The 22,832-nt window shown below is 70.7% G+C and carries 21 protein-coding genes; 13 read left to right on the top strand and 8 right to left on the bottom strand.

The window, feature by feature from the left end:
- Window positions 1–21 precede the first annotated feature (21 nt).
- The 6 genes from ACPCJR_RS04320 to ACPCJR_RS04295 all read left to right on the top strand — a co-directional run bounded on the left by ACPCJR_RS04320 (window position 22) and on the right by ACPCJR_RS04295 (window position 7,097).
- Entirely contained in the window at window positions 22–1,812 is a 1,791-nt protein-coding gene (locus tag ACPCJR_RS04320; protein WP_391510524.1) for an acyl-CoA dehydrogenase C-terminal domain-containing protein, read from the top strand.
- Between the two features lie 218 nt (window positions 1,813–2,030).
- Window positions 2,031–3,239, top strand: a complete 1,209-nt coding sequence (locus ACPCJR_RS04315) for an acetyl-CoA C-acetyltransferase (RefSeq protein ID WP_391510525.1) — start codon at window positions 2,031–2,033, stop codon at window positions 3,237–3,239.
- A 113-nt stretch (window positions 3,240–3,352) separates the two neighbouring features.
- On the top strand, window positions 3,353–3,850 hold the full coding sequence (locus tag ACPCJR_RS04310) for a hypothetical protein (RefSeq protein WP_110349613.1): 498 nt from the start codon (window positions 3,353–3,355) through the stop codon (window positions 3,848–3,850).
- 92 nt (window positions 3,851–3,942) lie between these two features.
- Window positions 3,943–6,147, top strand: coding sequence for an FAD-dependent oxidoreductase (locus tag ACPCJR_RS04305; protein ID WP_391510526.1), 2,205 nt, complete (start codon window positions 3,943–3,945; stop codon window positions 6,145–6,147).
- Between the two features lie 105 nt (window positions 6,148–6,252).
- Window positions 6,253–6,417, top strand: coding sequence for a YqaE/Pmp3 family membrane protein (locus ACPCJR_RS04300; RefSeq protein ID WP_110349615.1), 165 nt, complete (start codon window positions 6,253–6,255; stop codon window positions 6,415–6,417).
- A 233-nt stretch (window positions 6,418–6,650) separates the two neighbouring features.
- On the top strand, window positions 6,651–7,097 hold the full coding sequence (locus ACPCJR_RS04295) for a DMT family transporter (RefSeq protein ID WP_391511200.1): 447 nt from the start codon (window positions 6,651–6,653) through the stop codon (window positions 7,095–7,097).
- Between the two features lie 6 nt (window positions 7,098–7,103).
- Here the strand turns inward: ACPCJR_RS04295 and ACPCJR_RS04290 are convergent, their stop codons facing one another.
- Genes ACPCJR_RS04290 through ACPCJR_RS04280 form a run of 3 tightly spaced genes read right to left on the bottom strand, consistent with a single transcriptional unit; the run spans window position 7,104 to window position 10,371 of the window.
- The gene (locus ACPCJR_RS04290; RefSeq protein ID WP_391510527.1) at window positions 7,104–7,586 is read right to left on the bottom strand and encodes a secondary thiamine-phosphate synthase enzyme YjbQ; all 483 of its coding nucleotides are present in this window, start codon (window positions 7,584–7,586) and stop codon (window positions 7,104–7,106) included.
- Entirely contained in the window at window positions 7,583–9,316 is a 1,734-nt protein-coding gene (locus ACPCJR_RS04285) for a cisplatin damage response ATP-dependent DNA ligase (protein WP_391510528.1), read from the bottom strand. The genes ACPCJR_RS04290 and ACPCJR_RS04285 overlap by 4 nt, the downstream gene beginning before the upstream one ends.
- The gene (locus ACPCJR_RS04280) at window positions 9,313–10,371 is read right to left on the bottom strand and encodes a ligase-associated DNA damage response exonuclease (RefSeq protein ID WP_391510529.1); all 1,059 of its coding nucleotides are present in this window, start codon (window positions 10,369–10,371) and stop codon (window positions 9,313–9,315) included. The genes ACPCJR_RS04285 and ACPCJR_RS04280 overlap by 4 nt, the downstream gene beginning before the upstream one ends.
- Window positions 10,372–10,428: 57 nt before the next feature.
- Between ACPCJR_RS04280 and ACPCJR_RS04275 the strand changes: the two genes are divergently transcribed.
- Together ACPCJR_RS04275 and ACPCJR_RS04270 are read left to right on the top strand one after the other, a co-directional pair.
- Window positions 10,429–11,376 (top strand): methyltransferase, encoded by a 948-nt coding sequence (locus tag ACPCJR_RS04275; RefSeq protein WP_391510530.1) that lies wholly within the window; start codon window positions 10,429–10,431, stop codon window positions 11,374–11,376.
- Between the two features lie 68 nt (window positions 11,377–11,444).
- Entirely contained in the window at window positions 11,445–12,206 is a 762-nt protein-coding gene (locus ACPCJR_RS04270) for a YoaK family protein (RefSeq protein WP_391510531.1), read from the top strand.
- A gap of 64 nt (window positions 12,207–12,270) precedes the next feature.
- Here ACPCJR_RS04270 and arfB read toward each other — a convergent pair whose 3' ends face one another.
- Window positions 12,271–12,696: an alternative ribosome rescue aminoacyl-tRNA hydrolase ArfB gene (gene arfB, locus ACPCJR_RS04265; RefSeq protein ID WP_331286285.1), complete on the bottom strand. Its 426-nt coding sequence runs from the start codon at window positions 12,694–12,696 to the stop codon at window positions 12,271–12,273.
- A 41-nt stretch (window positions 12,697–12,737) separates the two neighbouring features.
- Window positions 12,738–13,016, bottom strand: a complete 279-nt coding sequence (locus ACPCJR_RS04260; RefSeq protein WP_391510532.1) for a BolA family protein — start codon at window positions 13,014–13,016, stop codon at window positions 12,738–12,740.
- Between the two features lie 227 nt (window positions 13,017–13,243).
- Between ACPCJR_RS04260 and ACPCJR_RS04255 the strand changes: the two genes are divergently transcribed.
- From ACPCJR_RS04255 to cobT, 4 genes are all read left to right on the top strand, one after another.
- Complete coding sequence (locus tag ACPCJR_RS04255; RefSeq protein ID WP_391510533.1) at window positions 13,244–13,954, top strand: J domain-containing protein; 711 nt, start codon at window positions 13,244–13,246, stop codon at window positions 13,952–13,954.
- Window positions 13,955–14,308: 354 nt separating this feature from the next.
- On the top strand, window positions 14,309–15,292 hold the full coding sequence (cobS, locus tag ACPCJR_RS04250) for a cobaltochelatase subunit CobS (protein WP_110349625.1): 984 nt from the start codon (window positions 14,309–14,311) through the stop codon (window positions 15,290–15,292).
- Window positions 15,293–15,309: 17 nt separating this feature from the next.
- Window positions 15,310–15,828 (top strand): DUF29 domain-containing protein, encoded by a 519-nt coding sequence (locus ACPCJR_RS04245; RefSeq protein ID WP_391510534.1) that lies wholly within the window; start codon window positions 15,310–15,312, stop codon window positions 15,826–15,828.
- Between the two features lie 4 nt (window positions 15,829–15,832).
- Complete coding sequence (gene cobT / locus ACPCJR_RS04240) at window positions 15,833–17,743, top strand: cobaltochelatase subunit CobT (protein ID WP_391510535.1); 1,911 nt, start codon at window positions 15,833–15,835, stop codon at window positions 17,741–17,743.
- A gap of 9 nt (window positions 17,744–17,752) precedes the next feature.
- Here cobT and ACPCJR_RS04235 read toward each other — a convergent pair whose 3' ends face one another.
- Entirely contained in the window at window positions 17,753–18,586 is an 834-nt protein-coding gene (locus ACPCJR_RS04235; protein ID WP_391510536.1) for a transporter substrate-binding domain-containing protein, read from the bottom strand.
- Window positions 18,587–18,832: 246 nt separating this feature from the next.
- On the opposite strand from ACPCJR_RS04235, the gene ACPCJR_RS04230 reads away from it, so the two are divergent.
- Window positions 18,833–20,641, top strand: coding sequence for a glycosyltransferase family 2 protein (locus ACPCJR_RS04230; RefSeq protein WP_391510537.1), 1,809 nt, complete (start codon window positions 18,833–18,835; stop codon window positions 20,639–20,641).
- On the opposite strand, the gene ACPCJR_RS04225 is transcribed toward ACPCJR_RS04230, so the two are convergent.
- Both ACPCJR_RS04225 and cysG read right to left on the bottom strand, forming a co-directional pair.
- Complete coding sequence (locus tag ACPCJR_RS04225) at window positions 20,586–21,173, bottom strand: SCO family protein (protein WP_391510538.1); 588 nt, start codon at window positions 21,171–21,173, stop codon at window positions 20,586–20,588. The genes ACPCJR_RS04230 and ACPCJR_RS04225 overlap by 56 nt on opposite strands.
- Window positions 21,174–21,369: 196 nt before the next feature.
- Window positions 21,370–22,827, bottom strand: a complete 1,458-nt coding sequence (gene cysG, locus ACPCJR_RS04220) for a siroheme synthase CysG (protein ID WP_391510539.1) — start codon at window positions 22,825–22,827, stop codon at window positions 21,370–21,372.
- Between the last annotated feature and the right edge of the window lie 5 nt (window positions 22,828–22,832).

Below are 22,832 nucleotides of genomic sequence, written 5' to 3'. Positions count from 1 at the left end.
AGAGTGCGGGAGGCTGACGCGATGCCGAGCTACCAGGCCCCGGTCGAGGACACGCTGTTCCTCCTCAACGACGTTCTCGGACTCCACCGCTACGCCAACCTGCCGGGCTTTTCCGAGGCATCGCCCGACGTGGTCGAGGCGGTGCTGAGCGAGGGCGGCCGGCTCGCGGGCGAAGTGCTCGCGCCGCTCAACCTGTCCGGCGACCGGGAGGGCTGCACCCGCCGCGAGGATGGCAGCGTCGTCACGCCGAAGGGCTTCAAGGCGGCCTACGACGCCTACGCGGCCGGCGGCTGGATGGGTCTGTCGGTGCCGGAGGAGTTCGGCGGCCAGGGCCTGCCGCACGTGATCAACACGGCGATCCAGGAATTCGGCTGCGGCGCCAACCTCGCCCTCAGCATGTATCCCGGCCTGACCCAGGGGGCGATCGCCGCGCTCCTCGTTCACGGCTCGGAGGCCCAGAAGCAGACCTACCTGCCCCGGATGGTCGAGGGCGCCTGGACCGGCACCATGAACCTCACCGAGCCGCATTGCGGCACGGATCTCGGGCTCCTCAAGACCAAGGCGGTCCCCAACGGCGACGGCTCCTACAGCCTCACCGGCACCAAGATCTTCATCTCGGCGGGCGAGCACGACCTGTCGGAGAACATCGTCCACCTCGTCATCGCCCGCATCGAGGGCGCGCCGTCGGGCACCAAGGGCATCTCGCTCTTCGTCGTGCCGAAGTTCCTGGTGAACGAGGACGGCTCGGTGGGCGATCGCAACGCGGTCAGCTGCGGCTCCATCGAGCACAAGATGGGCATCCACGGCAATTCGACCTGCGTGATGAACTACGACGGGGCCAAGGGCTGGCTCGTGGGCCAGGAGAATCGCGGCCTCAACGCCATGTTCGTGATGATGAACGAGGCGCGGCTCGCTGTCGGCGTGCAGGGGCTCGGCCAGTCCGAGGTCGCCTATCAGAACGCCGTGGCCTATGCCCGGGAACGGCTCCAGGGCCGGGCGCTGACCGGCGCGCAGGCGCCGGACAAGGCCGCCGACCCGATCATCGTCCACCCGGACGTGCGCCGCACGCTGATGCAGATCCGCGCCTTCAACGAGGCGGCCCGGGCGCTCGTCCTCTGGACGGCCCTGCAATCCGACATCGCCCACCGCTCGCAGGACGCGGCCGAGCGGCAGGCGGCCGAGGACCTGCTCGGCCTGATGACGCCCGTGGTGAAGGGCGTGCTGACCGACCGGGGCTTCGCCAACGCGGTCGAGGCCCAGCAGATGTTCGGCGGGCACGGCTACATCGAGGAATGGGGCATGTCGCAGTTCGTGCGCGATGCCCGCATCGCCATGATCTACGAGGGTGCCAACGGCATCCAGGCCATGGACCTGATCGGCCGCAAGCTGCCCAAGGACGGCGGCCGGGCGATGATGGCCTTCCTCACCGAGGTGCAGACCTTCATCAAGGACCATGCTGAGGACGAGGGGATGAAGCCCTTCGTCGCCCCGCTCCAGCCCGCGCTGAACGATCTGCAGGCCGCCGTGATGTGGCTGATGCAGAACGCCTTCTCCAAGCCCGACAATGCGGGCGCCGGCGCCACCGACCTGATGCACCTGCTCGGGCAGGTGGTGCTGGGCTACATGTGGGGGAAGATCGCGAGGGCGGCGCTCGCCAAGAAGGCGGACGGGGCGGATGCGGGGCGGATGGACGCCAAGCTGGTGCTCGGACGTTTCTTCATGGAACGGACGCTGCCGGAGACGGCCCTGCGGCTGGCGCGGATCAAGGCCGGGGCCGAGACCACCATGGCGCTGCCGGCCGAGGCGTTTTAAACGCTACCGGACAAGCCCTCTCCCCTCCGCGGGAGAGGGTGGCCCCCGAAGGGGGTCGGGTGAGGGGAAACCACGCCGCCGGAAGGGCGGTGAGGCGGATGACGAGCCCTCCATTCGGCACCGTTGGTCCCCTCTCCCGCCTGCTCCGCAGGCACCCTCCCCCGCGGAGGGGGGAGGGTTTTCGAGGCGCTGGCGACCGGGAAGACGAGGAAGCGCACATGCCCGAGGCCTACATCTACGATCACGTCCGCACCCCCCGCGGTCGCGGCAAGCCGGACGGCGCGCTGCACGAGGTGACGGCCCTGCGCCTCGCCGAGACGGCGCTGCGCGCTCTCAAGGACCGCAACGGCCTCGACACGCGGCAGGTCGACGACGTGGTGCTCGGCTGCGTCGATCCCGTCGGCGAGGCCGGCGGCGACATCGCCCGCGCCGCGGCGCTGGTCGCCGATTACGGCACCCACGTGCCCGGCGTGCAGATCAACCGCTTCTGCGCCTCCGGCCTCGACGCCATCAATTTCGCCGCGGCGCAGGTCATGGCCGGCCAGCACGACCTCACCGTCGGCGGCGGCGTCGAATCGATGAGCCGCGTCGGCCTCGGCGCCTCGGGCGGCGCTTGGCCCGTCGATCCGGCGATCGCGGTCAAGTCCTACTTCATGCCCCAGGGCGTCTCGGCCGACCTCATCGCCACCAAGTACGGCTTCACCCGCGACGAATGCGACGCCTACGCCGTGGAATCGCAGCGGCGCTCGGCCAAGTCCTGGGACGAGGGCCTGTTCCGGAACGCGGTCGTGCCGGTCAAGGACATCAACGGCATCACCCTCCTCGACCGCGACGAGCACATGCGGCCCTCGACCGACATGCAGTCGCTGGCCACCCTCAAGCCCTCCTTCGTCCAGATGGGCCAGATGGGCGGCTTCGACGCGGTGGCGGTCGATGCCCACCCGGATGTCGAGGCGGTGGAGCACGTCCACCATGCCGGCAACTCGTCGGGCATCGTCGACGGCGCGGCGGCCGTCCTGCTCGGCTCGCGCGAGGCGGGCGAGCGCGCCGGGCTGCGACCGCGCGCCCGCATCCGGGCGTTCGCCAATATCGGGTCCGATCCGGCGCTGATGCTGACAGGGCCGGTCGACGTGACGCGGAAGGTGCTGGCGCGGGCCGGGATGAGCCTGTCGGACATCGACCTGTTCGAGATCAACGAGGCCTTCGCCTCGGTGGTGCTGCGCTTCCAGCAGGCTTTCGACCTCGATCCGGCCAAGGTGAACGTCAATGGCGGGGCCATCGCCATGGGCCATCCGCTGGGCGCCACCGGGGCGATGATCCTCGGCACCGTGCTCGACGAGTTGGAGCGCACCGGCAAGGAGCGCGCGCTGGTCACGCTCTGCATCGGCGCCGGCATGGGCACCGCGACGATCATCGAGCGGGTGTGATCGGGGCAGGCTCCGCCGCCCTGCCCTCGGCACGCAAACGCTGCTAAGGGCCTCCCACGCCGCGCCCTTTTCAAAGCGGGCGCGGTCCGAACTCGACCGGGAGAAACGCCACGATGAAGACGAGAAAAGCCGCCCTGTGCCTCGCCGCAATGCTGGCCCTGCCGCTCGCCGCGCGGGCCGACGAGGCCGCGGACAAGCTCGCCGTCGCCACCAAGCTGACCGAGAAGACGGTGCTCAAGAACCTCGACACCGGCTTCGGCGGCGCGCTGGAGAAGACCGTCTCGACCATGCCCGAGGACAAGGCCGAGACCGTCCGCAAGGAGGCCCGGGCCGAATTCGACAAGCAGCGCAAGGAGCTGCTCGACGGTCTCTCGAAGCAGTACGCGGACAAGTTCTCCCTCGACGAGCTGAAGCAGCTCGACACGATCTACGAGGACAAGACCTACCAGAAGTTCCAGGCCGTCAACGCCGACCCGAAGTCGGAGGTGAACCTGCTCTCCCAGTCGGTGGTGACGCGGCTCCTGAACATGCTGACGCTCGCCGCCGCCAGCGATCAGAAGGGCGGCGCGCCCGGCGGTCTGCCCGGCGGCATGCCGACGCCCCAGAAGTGATCCGCGGGGCGCCGGCCTGACGGCGCTCCAAGCCGAAGCACCGGCGGCACCATGCGCCGCCGGTCTTCTCAGACGAGGCCCGAGGAAGAGCGATGACCGAAGCCCCGAAGAACTTCCGCTTCGAGACCGATGCCGACGGCATCGCGCTCGCGACCTGGGACATGCCCGGCCGCTCGATGAACGTCATCACCATGGAGGTGATGGACGAACTCGAAGCCATCGTCGACGCGGTCGTCGCCGATGCCGGCATCAAGGGCTGCGTCGTCGTCTCGGGCAAGAACAACTTCTCGGGCGGCGCCGACCTCACCATGCTCCAGGGGCTGGGCGCCGAGTACGAGCGCCTCAAGGCCGCCGAGGGCGAGGAGGTGGCCATGCGCCACTTCTTCGACGGCTCCGCGCGCCTCAGCCTCGTGTTCCGCAAGCTGGAGACCTGCGGCAAGCCCTTCGCCGCGGCGGTGCACGGCCTCTGCCTCGGCGGCGCCTTCGAGCTGGCGCTGGCCTGCCATCACCGGGTGCTCGCCGACGACGACAAGACCCGCGTCGGCCTGCCCGAGATCAAGGTCGGGCTCTTCCCCGGCGGCGGCGGCACCCAGCGCGTGGCGCGGCTGATGCAGACGGGCGACGCCCTGCAGATGCTGTTCAAGGGCGAGCAGATCCGCGCCCTCATGGCCAAGAACATGGGGCTCGCCCACGCGGTGGCCCCGGCCGCCGAGATCGTCGAGCGCGCCAAAGCCTGGATCCGCGAGGGCGGCTCCGCGGTGGCGCCCTGGGACGTGCCGAAGTTCAAGGCGCCGTCCGGCAAGGTCTACTCGCCCGCCGGCATGATGATCTGGCCGCCGGCCAACGCGATCTACCGCCGCGAGACCCACGACAACTACCCCGCCGCCAAGGCGATCCTGGCCTCGGTCTACGAGGGCCTGCAGCTGCCGATGGATCTCGGCCTGCGGGTCGAGAGCCGCTACTTCGCCCACATCCTGCGCACCCGGGAGGCGCAGGCGATGATCCGTACCCTGTTCATCTCCATGGGCGAGATCAACAAGGGCGCCCGCCGCCCCAAGGACGTGGAGCCCACCAAGGTCGCCCGGGTCGGCGTGATCGGCGCGGGCTTCATGGGCGCGGGCATCGCCTATGTCAGCGCGCAGGCCGGCATGGAGGTCGTGCTGATCGACCGCGACCAGGAGGCGGCCGACGCCGGCAAGGCGCATTGCCACAAGCTCATCACCGGGCAGATCAACCGCGGCAAGGCCAAGACCGCCGACCGCGACGCGCTCCTGGCCCGCATCACCGCCACGCCCGACTACGCCGCCCTCTCCGGCTGCGACCTCGTCATCGAGGCGGTGTTCGAGGACCCGACGGTGAAGGCCGAGGTGATCGCCCGGGTCGAGGCCGCTCTGCCCGAGCACGCGATCTTCGCCTCCAACACCTCGACCCTGCCGATTTCGGGCCTGGCCGAGGCCTCGAAGCGCCCCGATCGGTTCGTGGGCATCCACTTCTTCTCGCCCGTGGAGAAGATGCTGCTCGTGGAGATCATCCGCGGCGCGCAGACGGGCGACCGCGCCGTCGCGACCGCACTCGACTACGTGCGGGCCATCAAGAAGACCGGCATCGTCGTCAACGATGCCCGCGGCTTCTTCGCCAACCGCTGCGTCCTGGCCTACGTGAAGGAGGGCCACAAGATGCTGGCGGAGGGCGTGCCCCCGGCCATGATCGAGAACGTGGCCCGGATGGCCGGCATGCCGGTCGGTCCGCTCTCCCTCAACGACGAGGTCGCGCTCGATCTCGGCCTCAAGATCCTGAAGGCCACGGAGGCGCAGCTCGGCGAGGCCGCGATCGATCTCGACCAGAAGCGGCTCCTCGTCGAGATGGTCGAGAATCGCGGCCGGCTCGGGCGCAAGAACAAGCGCGGCTTCTACGACTACCCCGAGGGTGGCCAGAAGAAGCTCTGGCCGGGGCTGGCCGAGATTCAGCCGAACCGGCTCGACCCGGACACGATCGACGTGGCCGAGCTGAAGCACCGCTTCCTCGTGGCGCAGGCCCTGGAGGCGGCCCGCACGGTGCAGGAGGGCGTGGTGACCGATCCCCGCGAGGCGGATGTCGGCTCGATCCTCGGCTTCGGCTTCGCCCCCTTCACCGGCGGCGCGCTCTCCTACATCGACTTCATGGGCGCCCGCGCCTTCGTCGAACTGGCACGCGGCCTCGAAGCGAAGCACGGCCCCCGCTTCGCCCCGCCGGAGAACGTCGTGGCCATGGCCGAGACGGGCGGGCGCTTCTACGACGCCCTGAACCGGGCAGCCTAGCACGACCGGCGCCCTCCCCCGCCCGGGGAGGGCCGCCCCGCACGGAACCGAACCGCTCCGCTTTCGTTCATCGCCCGACCCGCAGCGAGCGAACCGGAGACCCCCTTGTCGAGCATCATCAAGATCCTGATCGCGTTCTTCCTGCCGCCGATCTCGGTGCTGATGACGAACGGAATCGGCATCCAGTTCCTCTTCAACATCCTGCTCTGCCTGCTGTTCTACCTCCCGGGCTCGATCCACGCGCTCTACTTGCTGCTGCGCGACCGCTGAGCAGCTGCGGCGTCTGTCGGCCCGTCCGATCCCGCTGCCCGTTCCTTTCCTCGGATCGTCATGGCGAGGCGGAGCCGAAGCCATCCAGGGCTCCGTACGATCCGGAGAGGTCGCGCAGCCCGATCGCTTCGCTGACGCTCGCGATGACGGTGTGCCGCGAAGGCCGAGGCAGTCGAACGGACAAGGGATGACTCGAGCGGGGTGATCGGATGCACCGTGAAAGGCCGAAGCCGATGCTCGCCATCCTGATCCCGTCCGCGCTCGCCGTCGCGGCGGGTGTCAGCATCGTGATCCAGCAGGTGCTGAACGCGAACCTGCGCACGGCCCTGAACTCGGCGGCGTGGTCCGGCTTTGCGAGCTACGCCGTCGGCCTCGCCTGCATGGCCCTGCTGGCCCTGGCGCTGCGCGATCCCCTGCCCTCCATGGCCACGGCAGCGCGCATCCCGTGGTGGGGCTGGGCCGGCGGCCTGTTCGGCGCCCTGTTCATCGGACTCGCCATCGTGCTGGTGCCGCAACTTGGCGCCGCGACCTTCATCGCGCTCCTCGTCGCCGGCCAGATGCTGGCATCGGTGGCGTTCGACCATTTCGGTTGGATGGGCCTCGCCCAGCGCCCTCTCGACGGCCCGCGCCTGATCGGCGTCGCCCTGCTGGTCGGCGGCGTGATCCTGATCCGGCGCTGACCGGGCTCAAGCCCCGATGGCGTGCAGGACGATCTCCCGCCGGTGGCCCCGGTCGCGGTGCTCGATCAGGTAGATCCCCTGCCACGTGCCGAGCGCGAGGCGCCCATCCCGGATCGGCACCGTCAGGCCGGAATCGGTGAGCATCGTGCGGATATGGGCGGGCATGTCGTCCGGCCCCTCCATGCCGTGGACGTACTGCCCGTGCCGGGGCGCAAACCCGTCGAGCGCTGTCATCAAATCGACCCGCACGTCCGGGTCGGCATTCTCCTGGATCGTCAGGGAGGCCGAGGTGTGCCGGCAGAACACGCTGACGAGGCCGGTGCGGATCTCGCTGCGCGCCACGAACTCCGCCACCGCCCCGGTGAGTTCCGAAAAGCCTTGGCCGGGCGTCGCGACCGTCAGCTGAGCACACGCCTGCCGGCTCGCCGGCCCGGCCGAAAACCCGTCGAGCGGTCCGATCTTGCCCGCATTCCTGCCCGCCTGCCTCATTCCGATGCCTCCATCGCCGCGCCCGGCGCGACTTCGCTCTCGCCGCGGGAGAGTATCCGCTCCAGCACATCGACCCGGTCGGCCTCCGCGGGCGGCTTGTCCCAGCGGATGCGGCTGACGCGGGGGAAGCGCATCGCCACGCCGGATTTGTGCCGGGTCGAGCGCTGCACGCCCTCGAAGGCGATCTCCAGAACGAGCCCGGCATCGCGGCCGTAGGCGACCTCGCGCACCGGGCCGAAGCGCTTGGTGGTGTTGTTGCGGACATAGCGGTCGAGCTTGGCCAGCTCGGCATCGGTGAAGCCGTGATAGGCCTTGCCCACGGGCACCAGCTCCTCGCCCTCGGCGCCCTGGCGCCAGCAGCCGAAGGTGTAGTCCGAGTAGAAGGACGAGCGCTTTCCGTGGCCGCGCTGGGCGTACATCATCACCGCATCGACCACGTAGGGCTCGCGCTTCCACTTCCACCAGGGGCCCTTCGGCCGGCCCGGCAGGTAGGGACTGTTGAGCCGCTTGAGCATCACGCCCTCGACCGCGTCGGCATCCGCCCCCGCGCCGGCCGAGGCCGGGTCGGCGCGGGCGGCGGCGACCGCCTCCCAGTTCGCGAAGGGCACGAGGGGCGAGAGGTCGATGCGGGCGTGGTCGAGTTCGCGCACCAGGGCTTCGAGCCGGGGGCGTCGCTCGGCGAAGGGCAGCAGGCGTAAGTCCTCGCCCCCGGCCGACAGCACGTCGTAGGCCCGCACATGGGCCGGGAACTCGTCCAGCAGCTTGGCCGTCACCGCCTTTCGGTTGAGGCGCTGCTGCAGCACGTTGAAGCTCTGCACCCGGCCCTCGCGCAGGATCAGCAACTCGCCGTCGATCGCGCCCTCGAAGGTGATCGCCTCGGCAAGATCGGGGAAGGCCTCGGAGATGTCCTCGCCGGTGCGCGAGTAGATTTTCTGGACTTGGCGTCCCTGGCCGTCGCGCCCACCCGCGAGCTGGACGCGGATGCCGTCCCACTTCCACTCGGCGGAGAACGCCTCCGGCTCGAGCTTGTCGAGATCCTCGAATTCCTCGACCGGGTGCGAGAGCATCGGCGGGCGGAACGGCGCCGGGTTGCGGCTCTCGGGCCGCTCGCCCCTGCCCTCCACCCAGGCGAACAGCTCGGCATAGGGCGGCTTCAGCCCGTGCCAGACCTCCTCCACCGCATCCGCCTCGTGACCGCCGAGCGCGCCCACCGCGGTCTTGGCGAGCCGGGCCGAGACGCCGACGCGCAGGTTGCCGGTCACGAGCTTGAGGAGCGCCCAGCGCCCGGTCTCGTCGAGGGCGTCGAGCCAGTGCGCGAGATGGCGCGGCAGTTCGCGCTTCGGGGTGCCGGTCAGCGTCTCCACGACCTCCGCGAGGGTGGGGACGGAAGGGGGCGGGTTGTTGTGGCCGGGGCCGGGCCACTGCCCTCCCCCCTCTGTGGGGGGAGGGTTTTCGTTCGGTCCCGGCCAGATCAGCGCCGTGGTCTCGGCCAGATCGCCGACGTAGTTGTGCGAGAGCGCGAACAGGACCGGATCGACCCGCTCCTCCACGAGGCCCCGGATCAGCGCCGGCTTGGCCTCGCGGAAGGTGAGGCCGCCGGTCATGGCGGCGAGCGCCCAGCCGCGCTCGGGATCGGGCGTGCTGGCAAAGAAGTCCTGGAGCAGGCGCAGCTTGGCGTTGCGGCGCGGCTCGTAGGCGAGGCGGTCGAGAAGGTGGGCGAAGTCGTTCACGCCGAGGCCTCCTCCATCTTCGGGTCGTGCCCGGGATCGGGCTCGGCCTCGCCGTCGTCGCCGTAGCCCAGCAGGTGCAGCGGCTTGGCGCGGATGCCTTGCGTCCCGCACCAGTGCACCAGCGCGTCTTCCTGCCCGTGGGTGACCCAGACCTCCCCGGCGCCCGTGTCGCGAATCGTCCGGCACAGGTCCGGCCAGTCGGAATGGTCGGAGATGACCAGCGGCAGCTCGACGCCCTTCTGCCGGGCGCGGGCGCGCACCCGCATCCAGCCCGAGGCGAAGGCGGTGACCGGATCGGGAAACTTTCGCGACCACAGGTCCTGGATCGAGGACGGCGGGCAGAGCACGATCGCCCCGTGCAGGTCCTTGCGCTCGGCCGCCACCACTTTCGGCGTCTCGCCGAGGGCGATGCCCTCCTCCTTGTAGAGGGCCGTCAGCTTCTCCATCGCCCCGTGCAGGTGGATCGGCCGGTCCCACCCCTCCTCCCGCAGCAGCGCCATCACCCGCTGCGCCTTGCCGAGCGCGTAGGCGCCGACGATGTGGGCCCGCTCCGGGAACAGCGTCACCGACTCGATCAGCTTGCGCACCTCGACCCGCGTGTCGGGATGGCGGAAGACCGGCAGGCCGAAGGTGGCCTCGGTGATGAACACGTCGCAGGGTATCACCTCGAAGGGCAGGCAGGTCGGGTCAGGAGCACGCTTGTAATCGCCCGAGACGACGATGCGCTGGCCCCCCCGCTCGATGGCGATCTGGGCCGAACCCAGCACGTGGCCGGCGGGGGCGAAGAACACGCTCACGTCGCCGATCCGCATCCGCTCGCCGAGCCGGGCCTCCTGGCGCGTGGTGCAAAAGGCCGCGCCGTAGCGCACCGCCATGATCCGCAGGGTCTCGGGGATGGCGAGCACCGTCCCGTGGCCGGCCCGGGCGTGGTCGGCATGGCCGTGCGTGATCAGCGCCCGCTCCACGGGGTGGGTCGGATCGACATGGAAGCGCCCGAGCGGGCAGTAGAGGCCCTCGCGGGTGAGGGTGAGAAGATCGGAGGCGCGCTGCGACATCGGCCGGGATATAGGGCGTCCCTTCCGCTCCGCCCTCGTTCGGCTCGTTTGCACGCCATGTCCCGCCAGCGCTCCTCCGGCGACCTGCTCGCCGATCGCCGTTACGCCTACGCCGAGGCTTGCCTGGCCGAGGGCGACCCGGCGGGCGCCGCGGAGATGGCGGAGCAGGTTCTGGAGATCGCACCCGCCTACGCCCCGGCCTGGTTCCTGCTCGGGCGGGCCCGCGAGACCGCCTTCGGCACGGGCGGCAACGAGACCGACCGGCGGGCGGCTCTGTCCGCCTTCGCGCGCGTGCTCGACCTCGACCCCGAGGACGCCCTCGGCAGTCGGCTGCGCGCGGCAGCGCTCGGGGGCGGAGACGTGCTCGCGGCGATGTCGCCGGCCTATGTCCGGAGCCTGTTCGACGGCTACGCCCCGCGCTTCGAGCGGCATCTGGTGGGTGAACTCGGCTATTGCGGGCCGGAGCGGATGATCGCCGCGCTCGATGCGCTGCCGGGTGCGGCACGGCACTTCCCGGCGGCGCTCGATCTCGGCTGCGGTACGGGCCTGATGGGACGAGCCCTGGAGGGGCGGACCGGGTGCCTCGCCGGCTGCGACCTTTCTCCCGCCATGCTGGCGCTCGCCCGCCGCACCGGCCGCTACGCGCGCCTGGAGGAGGCCGATCTCGTCGCCTTTCTCGCCGGGGAGCCGGAGGAGCGTGCCGACCTGATCGTGGCGGCGGACGTGTTCATCTATCTCGGGAATCTCGACCCCGCGCTGACCGGCATCGCCCGCGCGCTGCGTCCCGGCGGCCTTGCGGCCTTCACCGTGCAATCGCCGGCGGATGGGGCCGGTGGCGTCGTGCTCGGGCCGGACGGGCGCTACGCCCATGCCGACGGCTACCTGCGCGGGGCCGCGGCCCGGTCCGGTCTCGCGCTCGCCGCGATGGAACCGGCAGCGATCCGAAGGCAGCGGAATTCCGACGTGCCCGGCCGGATTATCGTCCTACACAAATACGTGAATTGATGGGATGCGATGGAGGCAACCCCTCGCCCGTAATACCGTTATGCTGCGTGGCAACATCAGGGAAAGCGATGGCTGACGAGTCGAACAAGGCGTTTCCGGCAAGCCCGGTGACGAGAGTCCCCTTTGCCCTGGTGCTATCGGGCATCGCGGGTGCGGCGGACGCAATCGGCTTCCTCGAATTCTCGCAGCTCTTCATGTCGTTCATGAGCGGAAACACGACGCGCTTCGGCGCCGCCGTGTCCGGGTACGATTGGGACGGGACCACCCGGTTCGCCAGCGTGATCGCCGTGTTCTGCTTCGGCGCCTGCATCGGCACGCTCATCGCCGCCTGGTCCGGCCGCTTCCGCCTCTCGGTCCTGCTCAGCATCCAGGCGGTCCTGTTCGCCGTCGGCCTGTTCGTGCCCTTTGGCACCACCGCCTTCCCGCTCCACGCCTATCCGATCGTGCTGGCGCTCGGCATCCAGAACGCGACGCTGCAGGACGAGGCGGGGCGCAGCCTCGCGCTGACCTACGTCACCGGCACGGTGGTCCGGTTCGGCGCGGGCGTGGCCAACCTGATCCTGCACAAGCCGGCCCCGTCCTTCTGGCTTCAGGCGCCGCTCTGGGGGGCGCTCAGCACCGGCGCGGTGGTCGGGGGCTTCCTGCACGGATGGTTCGGCGAGCGCGCCTTCCTGTTCCCCGCGGGCGCCGCAGCCGTCCTGGCGCTGATCTCGCTGGTGCTGACGATGGCCCTGAAGGACACGCCCTACGTCTCCGGCGTCGCTGCCCCGCAGCCCGACGCGCACCCGGAGGCCAAGCCCACCGCCACCGCTCCCGCCGCTGCCGGTTGATCGCCCGCCTCACCTCCCGTCCCGGAGCGGCGATTCCACCGCCCCGGGCGGACTTTTCCGAGAACTAACCGTCATCGCCCGGGCCGCCGCGCAGCCGTTTCACGCTGCTGCGGCGGCCTTTTTCATCCAGGCGCCGCTTCTTCGAGGCCAGCGTCGGCCGGGTCGCGCGCCGGGGCGTGGGCGGCACCGCGGCCTCGGCCACCAGTGCGGCGAGGCGCTCGCGGGCATCCGCCCGGTTGCGCTCCTGGGTGCGGAAGCGCTGTGCGGTGAGGACGAGAACCCCCTCCCCCGTCAGGCGGCGCCCGGCGAGCCGCATCAGCCGCACCGCCACCGCGTCGGGCAGGCTGCGCGAGCGGCGCACGTCGAAGCGCAATTGCACGGCGGTGGAGAGCTTGTTGACGTTCTGACCGCCCGGACCCGAGGCGCGCACGAAGCTCTCCTCGATCTCGGCCTCGTCGATCTCGATCTGCGGCGTGCAGCGAAGCGCCACGGCCGATGCCCCCTCTTCCTGGCGGTGCCTGCCGGCCTGCGTCAGCCGGCCTCGCCCGGCGTGCGGGCGCGCACCGCCAGGGCGTGAAGCCCGCGCTTGAATGCATCGTCGAGAAGCCCGTTGACGAGCCTGTGACGCTCGACCCGGCTCTTGCCCTCGAACGCCGCCGAGACGACATCGAGCCGGAAATGGGTCTCGCCCTCCGGCCGCGCGCCGGAATGACCGGCATGCAGGTGCGATTCGTCGATCACCTCCAGCGCGGTCGGCGCCAGTTCGGCGCCGAGCCGCCCGGCGATCCAGTCCTTCAGGGTCCCGGTCATCCTGTCCTCGTAAGCTCGACGCAGCGTCTGAATCGGTGGGAGCCGCGGCCACTTCCGGCCGGCCGGCGGCCGAACGGCGGGAGACGCCCCGCTCCGGGGACGATGGCCCGGAACGCTGCGTCACCGGCACTTTTTTGCCCCCGGAGCGTCAACCCCGGATCGGTGCATGCGTCATCAGGCCCGACGGCCTTTTCGTCGGCGCGCCCACCCCTCATAATCGGCCCGTCATGGATCTCAACTCGCCGCTGTTCGACCGCATCCGCATCAAGCCGACCTGCGACGATCCCAAGTCGGGAGCGAAGACGGGCGCGCGGGCGAATGCGCGCTCGGGGGCGAGCGCCGGCGCGGCGACGGCCGAGACGGGGTGCGAGGCGACCGGCTGCACCCATCCCGGCCTCTACCGCGCTCCGAAGGGACGCAAGCAGGAGGGCCAGTACTGGCGCTTCTGCATCGACCACGTGCGCGCCTACAACGCCACCTACAATTACTTCGACGGCATGAACGACGCCGCGGTCGAGGCCTACCAGAAGGACGCGATCATCGGTCATCGGCCGACCTGGTCGATGGGCGTGAACGCGGCCGCCGGCAGCGGCGACAAGGCGCATCGTGCCAAGCCCGGCGCCAAGCCCGAGGCCGAGCGGGACTGGGCCTATGCCGATCCTCTCGGCGTGCTGCGCGCCAACGGGCTCGGCGGCGGAGCCTCGCGGCGTCAGGCGGCGCCCGAGCCGCAGCGTCCCCGCCACTCGGCCGCCGTGCGCAAGGCGCTCGACGTCATGGGCCTCGACGAGAACGCGGATTCCGCGGCGATCAAGGCGCAGTACAAGACCCTGGTGAAGCGCTTCCACCCCGACGCCAATGGCGGCGACCGCTCCTTCGAGGAGCGCCTGCGCGACATCATCCGCGCCCACGACGTGCTGCGCGCCGCCGGGATGTCCTGAGGCCGCGTCCGGCACAGGGGCGTCGGCACGAAGGATGCACGCCACGGAGGCGGACGCCCGCGCTGGAATGCGTCCGACGCCGGTCCCCCCGACACCCGGCGGGGCAGCAATCCCGCGCGGACGACCTATATCATGCAAGATCGCGCCACCGGCTTCGAGGCCGATCCGGGTGCGCGAGACTGTTCAAGTCCTTCGCCGAGTCCTTGGCCAAGCCCCTTGGCGATGCCTGCGGCCGGTGATTAAGGAAGAGATCAGCCCGCTTCCCGGCAGGCCGACCGGCAGGTGAATTGACGTTCGAAGCGCGGTGGCGCGGGACCCGGCGAGGTCCGCGCGACCGCCCCCATGAGGTTCCGTATGCTGTCTGACGATACGCCCGCTTCCCTGCCCGACCGCCAGGTCTCCGTCCGCGAGGTGTTCGGCATCGACCTCGATCTCAAGGTGCCGGCCTATTCCGAACCCGAGGAGCACGTGCCGGACCTCGATCCGGACTACATCTTCGACCGGGAGACCACGCTCTCGATCCTGGCCGGCTTCGCCCGCAACCGCCGCGTCATGGTCACCGGCTATCACGGCACCGGCAAGTCGACGCATATCGAGCAGGTGGCGGCGCGGCTGAACTGGCCTTGCATCCGGATCAACCTCGACAGCCACGTCTCGCGCATCGACCTCGTCGGCAAGGACGCCATCGTCCTCAAGGACGGCAAGCAGGTCACCGCCTTCCAGGACGGCATCCTGCCCTGGGCGCTGCAGAACAACGTCGCCCTCGTCTTCGACGAGTACGATGCCGGGCGCCCCGACGTGATGTTCGTGATCCAGCGGGTGCTGGAGGTCTCGGGCCGCCTGACGCTGCTCGACCAGAAGCGCGTCATCCGCCCGCATCCGGGCTTCCGGCTGTTCGCCACCGCCAACACGGTGGGTCTCGGCGACACCTCGGGCCTCTATCACGGCACGCAGCAGATCAACCAGGGCCAGATGGACCGCTGGTCGATCGTCACCACCCTGAACTACCTGCCGCACGACCGCGAGGTCGACATCGTGCTCTCGAAGGCGACGCACTACCAGAGCGAGAGCGGGCGCGACACGGTGAACCGGATGGTGCGCGTGGCGGACCTCACCCGCAACGCCTTCATGAACGGCGACCTCTCCACCGTGATGAGCCCGCGCACGGTCATCACCTGGGCGGAGAACGCCGACATCTTCCGCGACATCGGCTTCGCCTTCCGGGTGACCTTCCTCAACAAGTGCGACGAGCTGGAGCGGCCCCTGGTCGCCGAGTTCTACCAGCGCGCCTTCGGCAAGGAACTGCCCGAGAGCGCGCTCAACGTCGCGCTGAGCTGATCGGCATGGAGGAGCCCGTGGCGCGGCAGACTGCGACGAGCGAGGCCGACGCCGCGCGCGCGCCTTCCGAGGGCGCCGCGGGCGTATCGAGCCGGCGCGGCACCCGCTACGAGGACGACCTCTATTCCTGGGTCCGGGAACAGGTGGAGCATCTGCGCGCGGGCCGCGTCGATGCCCTCGACCTCGCGAACATCGCGGAGGAACTCGACGACGTGGGGATCGCGCAGTACCACCGGCTGGAAAGCGCCCTCCGCGTCCTCCTGATGCACATGCTGAAATGGGATCAGCAGCCGGAGCGGCGCAGCCGCAGTCGGGTCTGCAGCATCGCCGAGCAGCGCTCGCGGATCGCACGGCTGCTCCACAAGAACCCCGGCCTGAAATCGCGGATCGAGGAGGCTTGCGACGAGGCCTATGAGAGCGCGGTCCGGTGGGCGGCGCAGGAGACCGGGCTGATCGAGAGCGACTTCCCGCAGGAGCAGCCGTATTCCTGGGGCGACATTCAGAATCGTCCCTTCGATCTCGACATCGACCGGTAACGCCATGGCCCTCACCAACCGCCCCAAGACCGGCGACCGCAAGGAACCCGGCGCCGAACCGCTGAAGCGGTCCGTGGCCGGCTGCCTGCGCGCCATCGCCAAGCGGCCCGACATCGAGGTCACCTATGCCAGCGACCGGCCGGCCCTGATCGGCGACAAGGCGCGCCTGCCCGAGCCCACCCGCCGCATCACCGCCGAGGATGCGGCGATCCTGCGGGGCCATTCGGACTCCATGGCCCTGCGCCTCGGCTGCCACGACTCAGGCGTCCACCGCCGGCTCGCCCCCGAGAATTCCGCCGCCCGCGCGGTCTACGACGCGGTGGAGCAGGCCCGCGTCGAGGCGATCGGCTCGCGCCGGCTCGATGGCGTGGCCGCCAACATCACCGCGATGCTGGAGGACCGCTACCACCGCGGCGGCAAGTACGAGACCATCACCGACCGCGCCGACGCGCCGATGGAGGATGCCGTCGCCCTGATGGTGCGCGAGCGCCTGACCGGGCAGAAGCCGCCGCCGGCCGCCGCCCGCATCGTCGATCTCTGGCGCGAGCATATCGAGGCACGGGCCGGCAAGAACCTCGACGGCCTGCTCGGATCGATCGAGAACCAGCGCAGCTTCGCCCGCTCCGTGCGCGACCTGCTCTCCTCTCTCGACATGGCCGACGAGAGCCCGCTCGACCGGGACGACGAGAGCGACGAGGACGAGAACCAGGCCCAGGACGACGAGCAGAGCCCGAGCGAGGGCGAGGCCGAGGAGCAGTCTCAGGGAGACCGCGCCGAGATCGAGGTGAACGACGAGGCCACCGACGATCTGGACGAGGGCGCCACCGAATCCGCCGACGCGCCCTCGGGCGAGCTTCCGGAAGAGGCCGAGGATTCGGAATCGGACGAGGCCTCTGAATCGTGGCGTCCGCCGTCGCAGCGCGGCAACGAGCGGGCCGGCCCCGACTACAAGGTCTACAACCCGCGCTTCGACGAGATCGTCGAGGCGGAGGAGCTGTGCGACGCCGAGGAGCTGGCGCGCCTGCGCAGCTACCTCGACAAGCAGCTCGCCCATCTCCAGGGGGTCGTCGGCCGTCTCGCCAACCGGCTCCAGCGCCGCCTTCTGGCCCAGCAGAGCCGCGCCTGGGATTTCGATCTCGAGGAGGGCCAGCTCGATCCGGCCCGTCTGGTCCGCGTCGTCACGGACCCGTTCCAGCCGCTCTCCTTCAAGCAGGAGAAGGACACCAACTTCCGCGACACCGTCGTCACGCTGCTGCTCGACAATTCCGGCTCGATGCGCGGGCGCCCGATCACGGTCGCGGCGACCTGCGCCGACATCCTCGCGCGCACGCTCGAGCGCTGCGGCGTGAAGGTCGAAATCCTCGGCTTCACCACCCGGGCCTGGAAGGGCGGGCAATCCCGCGAGGCGTGGCTGGCGGGCGGCAAGCCGCCCGCACCCGGCCGCCTCAACGACCTGCGCCACATCATCTACAAGAGTGCCGACGCCCCCTGGCGGCGTGCGCGCAAGAACCTCGGGCTGATGATGCGCGAGGGCCTGCTCAAGGAGAACATCGACGGCGAGGCGCTGGACTGGGCGCACAAGCGCTTGCTGGCGCGTCCCGAGCAGCGCCGCATCCTGATGGTGATCTCCGACGGCGCGCCGGTCGACGACTCGACCCTCTCGGTCAATCCCGGCAATTACCTGGAGCGCCACCTGCGCTACATGATCGAGGAGATCGAGACCCGCTCGCCGGTGGAATTGCTGGCCATCGGCATCGGCCACGACGTGACGCGCTATTACCGCCGCGCCGTCACCATCATCGACGCGGAGGAACTCGGCGGCGCGATGACGGAGAAGCTCGCCGAACTGTTCGAGGAGGATGCGGGCATGGCCCGCTCCGCCGCGCCGCGCCGGGCGGCGGGGGGACGGCGATAGGCCGGGCCCTCAGAACGGGCTGACGGGGAAGAACCGCAGGTAGAGTTCGGTGTACTTCCCGTCGTCCCAGACACGCTGGAGCGCGTCGTCGAGGGCGCGGGCCAGCGCGGCGTCCTCGGTGCGCGTGACGAGGCCGATGCCCTCGCCGAAATAGCGGTTCTCGAGATAATCGCCGCCCGAGAAGGCGCAGCAATTCTCCGCCTCCTGTCCGTTCAGCCACAGGGCGAGGTTCAGCCCGTCCGCGAACAGGTAATCGACCTCGCCCCGCCGTAGCGCGCTTTCCGCCGAAGCGAGGTCGGTGAAGGTCTTTCTCGCGGCCTTGGGGAAGTAGGCCTTGAGATAGGCCTCGTGCGCGCTCCCCTCAACGACGGCGACCGACCGCTCGGCGAGTGCGGCGGCCGACGGTGCGGGCAGGCCGCGGTCGCGGCGGGCGACGAAGCGGGCCGGCCAGCGGAAATAGGGACGCGTCGCCAGGAAGCGCGCCCGCAGGCCCGGCGTCAGCGGGATGGCGGCAGCCACCACGTCCCCCTGCTTGTCGGAGAGGGCATCGAGCAGCGTGTCGAAGCGGCGCGCCTGGACCGTACAGGCGATCGAGAGCCGTTCGCAGACGGCGCGGGCCAACTCCACGGAAAAGCCGGTCGGGGCGCCGTCCGGCCCCGCGAAATGCAGCGGCGGGAACTCGTCGTCGGTCATGAAGCGCACGGCGCGGCCCGTCTGAGGCGCCTCGACGCGCTCACCGCGGGCGCGCGGATTCCAGAAGTTCGGCACGGCAACCGCGGGGGGCTCGGCCGGTGCAGCCGGTGGGGCTTGTTGCGCCTGTGCAACGCTGGCGAGCAAACTCATCGCCGCCGTACCCATGACGGCGCGCAACCGGAAATGGTTAATTGACGCAAGGGTTGCGTTAATGGAGCGATACACGCAGTCGGAGGGGTTCGGGCCCATATCTCTCCCTAGCACGGTGCGGGCTCGCAGGGAGCCGTCGCCCTGTCAAACGTCGAACGCCGCCGCAGCGCCCGGATCATACCGCTCCCGCCGGAGATCGGCTTCCTGGCAACCGAGGGCATCCCGCTCGTGGTTCTGGAGCAGGCCGTGCGCACGGCGCGCCGCTGCGGCACCGATGCGGCCACCGCGCTCCTCAACGAGGGGCTGCTCTCCGAGGAGCGCTTCTACCAAGCGCTGGCACGCCATCTTGGGACGCGCTTCCTCGCGGACGGCTTCGCTCTCGCCGAGGATCTGCGCTACCCGGACTGTCTCGTCGTCGGCGCCGCACCGCTCGGGCGGGATGCGTGCCATCGCATCGTCGCCGCACCCCGCGGGAGGGCGGTGGCCCGGCTGATCGCGGCGGCAGGCCGACTGGATGCTCCACCCGCCATCACCACGCCGACCGCTCTGCGGCTGGCGGTCTTCGCCCGGAACGGAGACGGGATCGCTCGGGATGCCTCCGAGAGTCTGGAGCGCCGGCATCCCGAATGGTCCTGCCGTCCGGGGCTGCAGGCAATCGACCTCGCGCTCATCGCCCTTGCCCTCGCTCTTCTCACCCTGCTGATCCGCCTGCCGACGCTCACCAGCCTCGTTCTGCTGACGCTCGTCCAGGTCCTGATGATCGCCCTGCTGACCTTCCGCCTCGCCGCGGTCGCGATGCGCGCGGCGCCCGAAGCCGCGCGCCTCGCGCGTCCCGGGCTGCCGGACGAAGCCCTGCCGACCTACACCATCCTCGTCGCCCTCCATCGCGAGGCGCGAGTCATTCCGCGGCTCGTGTACAGCCTGGGCCGGCTCGACTATCCGGCGGCGAAACTCGACATCAAGTTCCTGCTGGAAGCGGGCGATCCCGAGACCGCTGCGGCCCTGCGAGCGGTGCCGCTGCCACCCCGCTTCGAGATCGTCACCGTGCCCGAAGGCCTGCCGCGCACCAAGCCCCGGGCGCTCTGCGCTGCCCTGCCGCTCGCCCGCGGGGACCTCCTCGTGGTCTACGACGCGGAGGACGTGATCGAGCCGGATCAACTGCGGGTCGCCGCGGCGGTTTTTTCCGCCGCCGCCCCGTCCGTCGCCTGCCTGCAGGGCCGCCTCGTCATCGACAACCACGGGGACGGCTGGCTGCCCCGCCTGTTCGCCATCGAGTATGCGGCCCTGTTCGACGTGCTCGGCCCGGCGCTCGCCGCGTGGCGCATGCCGACCCCGCTCGGGGGCACCTCGACGCATTTCCGCACCGACGTGCTGCGGCGTCTCCATGGATGGGACCCGTGGAACGTCACCGAGGATGCCGATCTCGGTCTGCGCCTGGCGCTCGCGGGCTACCATGTCGGCGACCTGCCGAGTTCGACCTTCGAGGAGGCGCCCAAGTGCCCCGCCGCGTGGCTGAGCCAGCGCACCCGCTGGATGAAGGGCTTTCTGCAGACCAGCGCCACGCATGGGCGTTTCCCGCGCGAGACCTACCGCCGGCTCGGACCGGCGGAGAGCCTGTGCGCGCTGGCCCTGTTGCCGGGCACCGTCGTCTCGGCCCTGTTCTACCCGTTCATGCTGGTCGGCGGCCTCGCCGAATTGATGCTGGACGAGGGCGGGGGCGGTCTCCTGCGCTACCTCACCCGGGCGGGCGCCTGGACGATCTTCCTCGGCGGGCTCGCCGCGATCTGGCTTCCGGGGATCGTCGGCTGCCTCCGGCGGGGCTGGCACGACCTCCTGCCCCTCGTGGCGCTCCTGCCGGCCTACTACCTGCTGGTCAGCCTCGCGGCGTGGCTCGCCGTGTTCGAACTCGCCCGTCACCCGCATCGCTGGAACAAGACCGAACACGGGCTGGCGCGCCATTCGCGCAGCGGCGCGCTCGCGGGCCGGGTGAGCGCCGGGCTCAGATCCGCTTCGCCAGCTCCGCCGCCGTCTCCGGCGCCGGCCGGTTCAGGTTGACCGCGCCGACGAAGCCGTTGCGGGCGTTCATGAGGTAGACGAGCGCAGTGTGCTCCATGGTGTAGTCGCCGCCGGAACTCGGCACCTTCTTGGCGTAGGCGCGGAAGGTCTTGACCGCCGCGGCCACCTGCTCCGGGCTGCCGGTCAGGCCGGTGATGCGCGGATCGAAGCTCGACAGGTAGGTCTTCAGCGTCTCGGGCCGGTCGCGCTCCGGGTCCACGGTGACGAAGGCGACCTTGAGCGCATCACCCTTGGGGCCCAGGGCCGCCAGCACGTCGCCGACCTGCTGCAGCGTCGTCGGGCAGATGTCCGGGCAATGGGTGAAGCCGAAGAACATCAGGTAGGGCTGGCCGGCGAAGTCGCGCTCGCTCACGGTCTTGCCGTCCTGGTTCACCAGGGTGAAGGGGCCGCCGATGCCGGTCGCCCCGCCCTGCTGCTGGGGCACCAGCGTCACGACTGCCGCGGCGGAGAGCGCGACGAGGCCCGCCACGAAGGCGGCGATGGGCAGAAGAACGCGGCGGGACAGACGCATGGGCTCTACGAGGCTCTTCGAGGTTGAGCGGTGGGCGACGGCCGCGGGCGATCCGCCGGCGCGGCTTGTTACCGACTCAAGATGAGCGATTCGCCAAAGAAGTGGAAAAGTCTCCGCGGTTTCCCGTCGCGGGGGCGCGGCGGCGGAGCTTTTTGCGAGCCGGGACCCTGCCGCGCGAACGGCCGGGCGGCCACCATCAGGAGGCCTCGGCTTGAATCTCCGGGGCGGATTCGTCCGCCCGCGCCCCGTGCCGGCGCAGGGCCTCGCCAACCATCAGGATCGCCGGCCCTTCCAGGCCCGAGGCTTCGACGCGCCCGGCCAAGTCGCGGGCGGTGCCGGCCACCGTCGCTTGGCTGGCCCGCGTCGCGTTGAACACGACGAGCGCCGGCGTCTCCGGGGCGAGCCCTTCGGCCACGGCCCGTTCCAGCAGGGCGGCGAGCGTCCGCTTGGGCATGTAGACGACGGTGGTGACGCTTCTGTCGGCCAGCGCCCCCCAGTTCAGGTCGTCGGGCAGGGCGCCGCGCCGGTCGTGGCCGGTGACGAATTGCAGGCGCCGGGCCGCGTCGCGATGGGTCAGCGACACGCCGAGCGCGGCCGCCGCGCCCTGCGCCGCGCTGACGCCGGGGACGATGGTGCAGGGGATGCCCACGGCTTGGCAGGCCTCGATCTCCTCGCCGGCCCGGCCGAACACGAGCGGGTCGCCGGATTTGAGGCGCACCACCTGCTTGCCGGACTTGGCGAGCGAGACCATCAGCGCGTTGATGTCGTCCTGGCGGCAGGAGGGGCCGTGCCCGGTCTTGCCCACCAGCATGGTGCGGGCCTCGCGGCGGGCGTAGTCGAGGATTTCGGGCGCGACGAGGTCGTCGTAGAGGATCACGTCGGCGTTGCGCAGAGCCCGCAGGGCCTTGAGCGTCAGGAGTTCGGCGTCGCCCGGCCCGGCGCCCACCAGCGTCACCGCGCCGCCCATCGGCAGCGCCTCGGCCTGCCCCAGCAGGTCGGACAGGTCGGCCTCCGTCGGCGCCCGGTCCGGCTCGGCGAAGGCGCGGTCGGTGAAGCGTTCCCAGAAGCCGCGCCGCTCGGCGAAGCCGTGGAAGCGGGCGGAGACGGTCTCGCGCCAGTCGCGCGCCGCCGCGACCCAGTGCTTGAAGCCGCGGGGCAGCATCGCCTCGATGCGCGCCCGCACCGTCTGCCCGAAGACCGGGGCGGCGCCCTCCGTCGAGATGCCGACGACCAGCGGCGAGCGGTTGACGATGGCGCCGAACTTCACGTCGCACAGGTGCGGCCGGTCGACGGCGTTGACGATGGCGCCGGCCGCGCGCGCCGCCGCGACGAAGGCGATGCAATCGTCCTCGTCCTCCATCGCGCCGATGGCGAAGGCGGCGCCCGCCAGATCCTCGGGTGTCCAGCGCCGCCGGTGCAGCGTCACCGAGCCGGCGGCGATCTCGGCAGGCACGCCGCGCAGCTCCTCGCTGGGCTCCTCGGCGTAGACATCGACCCGGGCGCCGGCGGCGGCCAGCAGCTTCACCTTCCAGGGCGCGCCGCCGTTGGAGCCGGCGAGCACGGCCCGCTTGTCCTGAAGCGGCACGAAGACGGGCAGCACCGCCAGCGGCTCGAGGCCGGCGCGGGTTTCGCGGGGTTGGCGGGGCGTGCTCATGATCT

The organism is Methylobacterium sp. NPDC097929, assembly GCF_049543375.1.
GTDB lineage: Bacteria > Pseudomonadota > Alphaproteobacteria > Rhizobiales > Beijerinckiaceae > Methylobacterium.
This window is presented reverse-complemented; position numbering and strand designations above follow the sequence as displayed.

What these genes read in the sequence shown, in the direction of transcription:
- ACPCJR_RS04270 (WP_391510531.1), top strand. Translation starts at nt 11,445, where the DNA reads ATGGCTGACGAGTCGAACAAGGCGTTTCCGGCAAGCCCGGTGACGAGA.
- cobT (WP_391510535.1), top strand. Translation starts at nt 15,833, where the DNA reads ATGGCCCTCACCAACCGCCCCAAGACCGGCGACCGCAAGGAACCCGGC.
- ACPCJR_RS04290 (WP_391510527.1), bottom strand. Translation starts at nt 7,586, where the DNA reads ATGAGGCAGGCGGGCAGGAATGCGGGCAAGATCGGACCGCTCGACGGG.
- ACPCJR_RS04305 (WP_391510526.1), top strand. Translation starts at nt 3,943, where the DNA reads ATGACCGAAGCCCCGAAGAACTTCCGCTTCGAGACCGATGCCGACGGC.
- ACPCJR_RS04275 (WP_391510530.1), top strand. Translation starts at nt 10,429, where the DNA reads ATGTCCCGCCAGCGCTCCTCCGGCGACCTGCTCGCCGATCGCCGTTAC.
- ACPCJR_RS04315 (WP_391510525.1), top strand. Translation starts at nt 2,031, where the DNA reads ATGCCCGAGGCCTACATCTACGATCACGTCCGCACCCCCCGCGGTCGC.
- cysG (WP_391510539.1), bottom strand. Translation starts at nt 22,827, where the DNA reads ATGAGCACGCCCCGCCAACCCCGCGAAACCCGCGCCGGCCTCGAGCCG.
- ACPCJR_RS04255 (WP_391510533.1), top strand. Translation starts at nt 13,244, where the DNA reads ATGGATCTCAACTCGCCGCTGTTCGACCGCATCCGCATCAAGCCGACC.
- ACPCJR_RS04320 (WP_391510524.1), top strand. Translation starts at nt 22, where the DNA reads ATGCCGAGCTACCAGGCCCCGGTCGAGGACACGCTGTTCCTCCTCAAC.
- ACPCJR_RS04310 (WP_110349613.1), top strand. Translation starts at nt 3,353, where the DNA reads ATGAAGACGAGAAAAGCCGCCCTGTGCCTCGCCGCAATGCTGGCCCTG.
- ACPCJR_RS04260 (WP_391510532.1), bottom strand. Translation starts at nt 13,016, where the DNA reads ATGACCGGGACCCTGAAGGACTGGATCGCCGGGCGGCTCGGCGCCGAA.
- ACPCJR_RS04235 (WP_391510536.1), bottom strand. Translation starts at nt 18,586, where the DNA reads ATGAGTTTGCTCGCCAGCGTTGCACAGGCGCAACAAGCCCCACCGGCT.
- cobS (WP_110349625.1), top strand. Translation starts at nt 14,309, where the DNA reads ATGCTGTCTGACGATACGCCCGCTTCCCTGCCCGACCGCCAGGTCTCC.
- ACPCJR_RS04280 (WP_391510529.1), bottom strand. Translation starts at nt 10,371, where the DNA reads ATGTCGCAGCGCGCCTCCGATCTTCTCACCCTCACCCGCGAGGGCCTC.
- ACPCJR_RS04295 (WP_391511200.1), top strand. Translation starts at nt 6,651, where the DNA reads ATGCTCGCCATCCTGATCCCGTCCGCGCTCGCCGTCGCGGCGGGTGTC.
- ACPCJR_RS04225 (WP_391510538.1), bottom strand. Translation starts at nt 21,173, where the DNA reads ATGCGTCTGTCCCGCCGCGTTCTTCTGCCCATCGCCGCCTTCGTGGCG.